Source organism: Streptomyces flavofungini, assembly GCF_041028215.1.
GTDB lineage: Bacteria > Actinomycetota > Actinomycetes > Streptomycetales > Streptomycetaceae > Streptomyces > Streptomyces flavofungini_B.
Genome location: NZ_JASKYR010000343.1, coordinates 1 through 7,765, shown reverse-complemented (window position 1 = coordinate 7,765; position 7,765 = coordinate 1). Strand labels below are relative to the sequence as shown.

Below are 7,765 nucleotides of genomic sequence, written 5' to 3'. Positions count from 1 at the left end.
GGCCACCGCCGCGCCCGCGGCCCCCCCCCGGCGGCGGTCCGCGCACCACAGGGCGGCGGCCGTGCACGGCAGCATGAAGATCTCGAAGGTGGCCGCCTGCGCGTCCTCCGGGTTGAGGCCGATCGAGATGAGCAGGTACACCACGCCCGCCGTGCGTCCCGCCCGGTTCCCCCAGCGCCGCCGCGCCAGCGAGGCCAGGAGCACCGCCGTCAGGAGCTGTGCGACGACGGCGAGCACCTTGGGCCCGAGCAGCGAGGAGTCGCCGAAGAGCGTGGCGTTCCCCGCGTACAGCCAGGGGACGAGCGGCGGCTTACGGTCGACGACCGTCTCGTAGAGCGCGCCGCCCTGCGCCAGCATCCGCGCCTGTACGGCGAGATAGCCCTCGTCCGGGCTCCACAGCGGCCACCGGAAGGAGGGCAGCCTGGTCGCCCAGGCCAGTACGGCGAGCAGCGGCAGGAGCCGTGCCCAGTAGCCGTCCCGGCCGCCGCGCACCCGCGCGCTCCGCGGGCGTGCGGAGCGCTGGCGTACGGAGCGCTGGCGTAAAGAGCGCGGACGGACGGGAAGCGTGCCGGTGGCGCGTGCCGGGCCGGTGGCCGCGGCGGGCGTGCGGTGCACGCTACGCGGCGTTGTGCAGGCGGCTGTGCGAGCGCCCGTAGGCGAAGTAGACGACGACGCCGAGGACCATCCAGACACCGAACCGCAGCCAGGTCTCCGCGGGCAGGTTGAGCATCAGCCACAGCGAGGCGAGCACGGAGAGGACGGGGACGAACGGCACGAGCGGGGTGCGGAAGGCGCGCGGCAGGTCCGGGCGCTGCTTGCGGAGCAGGATCACGCCGAGCGCGACGACGACGAAGGCGAAGAGCGTGCCGATGTTGACCAGTTCGGCCAGTTCGTCGATGGAGGTGAAGCCCGCGACGACCGCCACGATCAGCCCGAGCAGGATGGTCGAGCGGTAGGGCGTGCCGAACTTCGGGTGCACTTTGGAGAAGGACTTCGGCAGCAGCCCGTCGCGGCTCATCGCGAAGAAGACGCGGGTCTGGCCGAGCAGCAGGATCATGCAGACCGAGGTGAGGCCGACGGCGGCGCCGAAGCTGATGAGCCCCGCCCAGAAGGGGTGCCCGACGGCCTTGAAGGCGTCGGCGAGGGGCGCGTCGGTGGAAAGGTCGCTGTATTTCTGCATGCCGGTGACGACGACGGACACGGCGACGTACAGGAGCGTGCAGATCAGCAGCGAGCCGAGGATGCCGCGCGGCACGTCGCGCTGCGGGTTGCGGGTCTCCTCGGCGGCGGTGGCGACGATGTCGAAGCCGATGAACGCGAAGAACACCACGGCGGCGGCGGTGAAGATGCCCATCACGCCGAAGTGCGAGGGCGTGAAGCCGAACATGAGCTGGACGAGCGGCGCGGTGATGCCGCCGCCGCCCTCGCTCGGCTCGGACGGCGGGATGAACGGGTCGTAGTGGGAGCCGGTGATGAAGAGGGCGCCGACGATGATGACGAGCAGCACCACGGTGACCTTGACGGCGACGATGACGTTGGTGACGCGCGAGGAGAGCTTCATCCCGGCGACCAGGATGCCGGTCAGGACGAGGACGAGGAGGGCGGCCAGCAGGTCGAAGCCGAACGTCCCCTCGTGCGTGCCGCTCAGCGCCCGCGGCAGATGCAGCCCGGCGGTGTCCAGGAGCGAGCGGAGGTAGCCCGACCAGCCGACCGCGACCACCGCACAGCCGAGCGCGAGCTCCAGGATCAGGTCCCAGCCGATGATCCAGGCGGGGAACTCACCGAGGGAGGCGTACGAGAAGGTGTACGCGGAGCCCGCCACGGGCACCGTCGAGGCGAACTCGGCGTAGCACAGGGCCGCGAGTGCGCAGACCAGCCCGGCGACCACGAAGGCGAGGGCCACCGAGGGGCCCGCCGTCTCCTTGGCGATCTTTCCGGTCAGGACGAAGATGCCGGTGCCGATGATGACGCCGACGCCGAAGACCGTGAGGTCGAGGGCGGACAGCGACTTCTTGAGCGCGTGCTCCGGCTCCTCGGTGTCCCTGATGGACTGCTCGACGCTCTTCGTCCTGAAGAGGGTGCTGCTCACGGGCGTACCTCCCACGCTTGTCGTCCCCGACATGATCGAGAGAGCTTCTGCCCCGTACGCTCCGGCGCGACCCCGTTCACGCGAATGGGCCGGTTCCACCACCCTTACAGGGTGCCGGAACCGGCCCATCGGCGGTGTCCGCCGACATCAGTCGCGGGCGGGCTCCACGGAGTCCACGCCGGCGGTCGAGCGCTCGTACCGGCCGTCGAGCCGGGCGACGAGGCCGGTGACCTGGCGGGCGATGTCCGGTGCCGTCAGACCGATCTCCGCCATGATCTCCTTGCGCGAGGCGTGGTCGAGGAAGCGCGGCGGGATGCCGAAGTCGCGCAGCGGCACGTCCACACCCGCGTCCCGCAGGGCCTGGGCGATCGCGGAGCCGACGCCGCCCGCGCGGGAGTTGTCCTCGACGGTGACGACGACGCGGTGGCGGTCGGCCAGCGGCGCCATCGCCTCGTCGACCGGCTTGACCCAGCGCGGGTCGACCACGGTCGTGGTGATGCCCTGCTTGTCGAGCAGCCCCGCGATCTCCAGGCACATCGGGGCCAGCGCGCCCACGGAGACCAGGAGCACATCGGGACGGTCGCTGCCCGCCTCGCGGAGCACGTCCATCGCGCCGACCGTGCCGACGGCCTTGACCGCCGGGCCGACCGCGCCCTTGGAATAGCGCACGACGGTCGGGGCGTCGTCGACCTCGACGGCCTCGCGGAGCTGGAGGCGGACCTGGTCGGCGTCGCGCGGGGCGGCGATCCGCAGGGTCGGCACGCACTGGAGGATCGACATGTCCCACATGCCGTTGTGCGAGGCGCCGTCGGTGCCGGTGACGCCCGCGCGGTCCAGGACGAAGGTGACACCGCACTTGTGCAGGGCCACGTCCATCAGGAGCTGGTCGAAGGCGCGGTTGAGGAAGGTCGCGTAGACGGCGAAGACGGGGTGCAGGCCGCCGGAGGCGAGGCCCGCCGCCGAGACGGCCGCGTGCTGCTCGGCGATACCGACGTCGTAGACCCGGTCGGGGAACTCCTCGGCGAACTTCTTCAGGCCGACCGGCTGGAGCATGGCCGCGGTGATCGCGACGATGTCCTCCCGCTCCCGGCCGAGCTTGACCATCTCCTCGCCGAACACGGACGTCCAGTCCATGCCTCCGGCGGCGATGGGCAGGCCGGTGTCGGGGTGGATGGGGCCGATGCCGTGGAAGTGGTCGGCCTCGTCCTCCTCGGCGGGCTGGTAGCCCCGGCCCTTCTCGGTGAGGCAGTGCACGATGACCGGGCCGCCGAAGCGCTTGGCGCGCGTCAGGGCGGACTCCAGGGCCTCGATGTCGTGGCCGTCGATCGGGCCGACGTACTTCAGGCCGAGGTCCTCGAACATGCCCTGCGGGGCGATGAAGTCCTTCAGGCCCTTCTTGGCGCCGTGCAGCGTTTCGTACAGCGGCCTGCCGACGACCGGGGTGCGCTCCAGGATGTCCTTGCCGCGGGCCAGGAACCGCTCGTAGCCGTCGGTGGTGCGCAGGGTGGCGAGGTGGTTGGCCAGGCCGCCGATCGTGGGCGCGTACGACCGCTCGTTGTCGTTGACGACGATCACCAGGGGGCGGTCCTTGGCGGCGGCGATGTTGTTCAGCGCCTCCCAGGCCATGCCGCCGGTGAGCGCGCCGTCACCGATGACGGCGACCACGTGGTCGTCCTTGCGGCGCACCTGGTTGGCCTTGGCGAAGCCGTCGGCCCAGCCGAGGACCGTGGAGGCGTGGCTGTTCTCGATCACGTCGTGCTCGGACTCGGCGCGCGAGGGGTAGCCGGAGAGGCCGCCCTTGCCGCGCAGCTTGCCGAAGTCCTGGCGGCCGGTGAGCAGCTTGTGCACATAGCTCTGGTGGCCGGTGTCGAAGAGGACCTTGTCCTTGGGCGACTCGAAGACGCGGTGCAGGGCGATGGTGAGCTCGACCACGCCGAGGTTGGGGCCGAGGTGGCCACCGGTCTTGGCGACCGCTTCGACCAGGAAGCTGCGGATCTCTCCGGCCAGCGTGGTCAGCTCCTCGGGACTGAGCCGGTCCAGATCGCGCGGTCCCGTGATGCGGTTCAGCAGCGGCACCCGTGCCTCCTTGCTAGAGCTGAGATGTGCTGTTCGAGCGTTGCCGGGACCCCCGAGTCTAATGTTCCGCTACGCGACCCGGCGTCCGGGAGGTGAGTTCCCGGTCACTCGGACGAGCGAAACCCCGCGCACCCCGTAAGGGGCGCGCGGGGTCGTGAGGGCGCGGGCTGAGCGCCCCCGAGGGGCGCGGGAAACTCGCGCGACCAGCCCCGACGGACCGGCGGCCGGAGAACCGCCGCGCCGCGAAAGGCTAGGCCCGGCCCGCGGACTTCTGCGTACGCCGCGAGATGGAGTCGATGACGACCGCCGCGAGGAGAACCGCACCGGTGATCATGTACTGAATCTCACTCGCCATACCGAGCAGGTTGAGCCCCTGCTGGATGGACTGGATGACCAGCATGCCGAGCAGCGCGGACCACACCTTGCCGCGCCCGCCGAAGAGGCTGGTGCCACCGATGACGGCGGCGGCGATGACCATCATCAGCGTGTTTCCGCCGCCCAGGCTCTTCGTCGCGCCGCCGGAGAGGCTGGCGATGAAGAGACCGCCGAAGGCGGCGAGCATGCCGGAGATCGCGAAGACGGTGATCCGGATGCGGTCGACGTTGATACCGGCACGCCGCGCCGCTTCCGCGTTGCCGCCGACCGCGAAGACCTGACGGCCGAAGGTGGTGCGCCGCGCGACGAAGTCGGCGATCACCAGGACGGCCAGGAAGAGCACCAGGGCCAGCGGCAGGCCGCGGGCGCCCTGCGGCTCGTTCAGCTCGTAGGCGGCACCGAGCGCGAGGACGGCGACGACGACCGTGCGCAGGATGATCTCGCTGACCGGCCGCGACGGCAGCGCGGCGGACTTGCGGCGCTTGCTGTCGAGCAGCAGGGACCCGGCGTACGCGATGATCGCGACGGCGGCCAGGCCGTACGCGGCGCCCTTCTCGGCGAAGAAGTGGCCGGTCAGGTCCTCGACGACGCTGCCCTCGGGAGTGTTGATGCTCCCCTCGCCGCCCATGAGCCAGATCTGCAGACCGCTCCAGCCGAGGAACCCGGCCAGGGTGACCACGAAGGCGGGCACGCCGATCTTGGCGAAGAAGAACCCGTGGATGGCGCCGATGACCAGACCGGACGCGATGGCGATGAGCACCGCGAGCCAGTCGTTCAGACCGTGGGTGACGCTCAGCACGGCCCAGACGGCCGCGCCCATACCGGCCACCGAGCCGACCGAGAGGTCGATCTCGCCGAGCAGCAGGACGAAGACGATGCCGACGGCCATGATGCCGAGGCCGGAGGTGAAGACCGCGATGTTCGCGAGGCTGCTCGCGTCCAGGAAGTGGTCGTTCTTCATCTGGAAGATGATCGCGATGACGATCAGCCCGATGACGACGGGCAGCGAGCCGAGCTCACCGCCGCGCAGCTTCCGCTTGAACTCGGTCAGGTAGCCGGCGAGGCCCTCCTCGCGGACGAGCAGGCGCGGGTCGACGGCCGGGACGGGCGCGGCCGACGCGGGGGCGTCGGTCTGGGGCCCGGAGTCCTTGCTGACGGGGGTCTTGGCGAGGTCGCTCACTTCGCGTCCTCCTTCGGTGCCGTGGCCGTGCGCGCCTTGCGGCGGGTCACGGCGTTGTCCGTGGCGCCGGTGATGGCGGCGATGATCTCTTCGTTGCTGGTGTCCGCGACGGAGAAGGTCCCGTTGTTGCGGCCGAGCCGCAGCACGGCGACCTTGTCCGCGACGGCCTTCACGTCGGCCATGTTGTGGCTGATGAGGATCACTCCGTGGCCGCGCTCGCGCAGCCGCTCCACCAGGTCGAGGACCTGTGCGGTCTGCTCGACGCCGAGGGCCGCGGTGGGCTCGTCGAGGATGACGACCTTGGGGTCGCCGACCAGCGCGCGGGCGATCGCCACGACCTGGCGCTGACCGCCGGAGAGCGCCGCGACGGGGATGCGGACGCTGGGGATGCGGATGGAGAGGGTGTCCAGGAGTTCCCTGGCCCGCTTCTCCATCTTGATCTCGTCGAGGACGGAGGCGCTCTTCAGCTCGCTGCCGAGGAAGAGGTTGGCGACGACGTCGAGGTTGTCGCAGAGGGCGAGGTCCTGGTAGACGGTGGCCACGCCGAGGTTCTGGGCGTCGTGCGGCCGTCCGATGCGGACCGGCCTGCCCTCCCACTCGATCGCGCCGTCGTCGATCGGGTGGACGCCCGAGATCGTCTTGACGAGCGTGGACTTTCCGGCGCCGTTGTCGCCGACGAGGGCGACCACCTCACCGGTACGGATTTCGAGGTCAACGTCCGTGAGCGCCTGGACGGCGCCGAACCGCTTGGAGACCCCGCGCAACGCCAGCACGGGCGTAGCGGACACGTGAATCATCTCCTTCGCCGCCTGACCGGCGGGGATGGTGGTGCAGCAGGAGCTGTGCCGTACAGCGAGAGCTGTACCGAACAAGGGCTGTGCTGAACAGGGGCTGTACGAGAGGGGAGTCCGGCGCCCGCCCCCCGTCTGCGGGGCGGTGTGTTCGGGGCGGGCACCGGACCGGTACCGATGGCCTGCGGGCTACTTGATGCCCGCGGCGTCGCACGCCTTCTTGTACTGGGCGGTGCAGATCTCGCTGACCTTGTAGACCTTGTCCTTGACGATCGTGTCGGCGACCTCGTCCTTGGTGATCGCCTGGGCGTCGTACAGCTTGGCCGGGATGCCCTTGAAGTCGCCGCTGAGGGAGTCGACCTTGCGGTCCACGATCGAGTCGATGCTCTTGCCCTTGAGCAGGTTCACCGCGATCTCGGCGGTGGTCTCCGCCTCCGGCTTGATCTCCTTGTAGATCGTGTAGTCCTGGTCGCCGCTCAGCAGGCGCTGGACGCCCGCGAGCTCGGCGTCCTGGCCGCCGACCGGAACCTTGATGCCGCGCTGCTTGAGGGCGGTGATCACGCCGCCCGCCATACCGTCGTTGGCGGCGTAGACGCCCTGGATGCCGTCCTTGCCGAGCTTGTCGATCGCGGAGGACATCTTGCGGTTCGCCTCGTCCGGCGACCAGTCCGGGATGTCCTGCTCGTAGGCGATCTTCTTGACGGCCTTGTCGAGCACCGTGTGGGCGCCCTTCTTGAAGAAGGGGGCGTTCGGGTCGGTCGGCGAGCCGTTGATCATGACGACGTTGGCCTTCTTGGCGTCCGAACCGAGCGCCTTGACCATCGCCCCGCCCTGGAGGCGGCCGATCTTCTCGTTGTCGTAGCTCACGTACGCGGCGAGGGGGCCCTCGGCGAGACGGTCGTACGCCACGACCTTGACGCCCTGCTTCTCGGCCTGCTTGACCCACGACTTGGTCGACTTGTAGTCGACGGAGTCGAGGATGATCACCTTGACGCCCTGCGTGACCAGCGCCTCGAACTGCTTCTTCTGCGTCTCGATGTCCTGAGCCGCGTTGTTGTACTTGACCTCGCAGTCCGAGCAGAGCTGCTTGATCTTCGCTTCCATGATGGGGCGGTCGAAGGTCTCGTAGCGCGTGGTCTTGTTCTCGGGGCCCCCCCCCCCCCCCCCCCCCCCCCCCGCCGCCGTCGCCGCGACGGGGCTCACGGGGACCACGGCGGCGACGAGCAGCACATGGCTGAATCTCCGGTTCATGGT

At 70.0% G+C, this 7,765-nt stretch carries 6 protein-coding genes; all 6 read right to left on the bottom strand.

What is annotated here, in order from left to right:
* Window positions 1-492, bottom strand: a 492-nt coding sequence (locus tag AB8Z36_RS22810; RefSeq protein ID WP_369215220.1) for an ArnT family glycosyltransferase, incomplete at its 3' end; no start/stop codon positions are given.
* A 124-nt stretch (window positions 493-616) separates the two neighbouring features.
* Window positions 617-2,122, bottom strand: coding sequence for an amino acid permease (locus AB8Z36_RS22805; RefSeq protein ID WP_369215218.1), 1,506 nt, complete (start codon window positions 2,120-2,122; stop codon window positions 617-619).
* A gap of 114 nt (window positions 2,123-2,236) precedes the next feature.
* Window positions 2,237-4,165, bottom strand: a complete 1,929-nt coding sequence (dxs, locus tag AB8Z36_RS22800; protein ID WP_369215217.1) for a 1-deoxy-D-xylulose-5-phosphate synthase — start codon at window positions 4,163-4,165, stop codon at window positions 2,237-2,239.
* 250 nt (window positions 4,166-4,415) lie between these two features.
* Entirely contained in the window at window positions 4,416-5,720 is a 1,305-nt protein-coding gene (locus AB8Z36_RS22795; RefSeq protein ID WP_369215216.1) for a sugar ABC transporter permease, read from the bottom strand.
* Complete coding sequence (locus AB8Z36_RS22790) at window positions 5,717-6,517, bottom strand: ATP-binding cassette domain-containing protein (protein ID WP_369215215.1); 801 nt, start codon at window positions 6,515-6,517, stop codon at window positions 5,717-5,719. Before AB8Z36_RS22790 ends, AB8Z36_RS22795 begins: the two co-directional genes overlap by 4 nt.
* A 183-nt stretch (window positions 6,518-6,700) precedes the next feature.
* Entirely contained in the window at window positions 6,701-7,762 is a 1,062-nt protein-coding gene (locus tag AB8Z36_RS22785; protein WP_369215219.1) for a substrate-binding domain-containing protein, read from the bottom strand.
* Window positions 7,763-7,765 lie beyond the last annotated feature (3 nt).

Coding starts and splice junctions, on each gene's coding strand:
- AB8Z36_RS22805 (WP_369215218.1), bottom strand. CDS start 2,122: ATGTCGGGGACGACAAGCGTGGGAGGTACGCCCGTGAGCAGCACCCTC.
- AB8Z36_RS22790 (WP_369215215.1), bottom strand. CDS start 6,517: ATGATTCACGTGTCCGCTACGCCCGTGCTGGCGTTGCGCGGGGTCTCC.
- AB8Z36_RS22785 (WP_369215219.1), bottom strand. CDS start 7,762: ATGAACCGGAGATTCAGCCATGTGCTGCTCGTCGCCGCCGTGGTCCCC.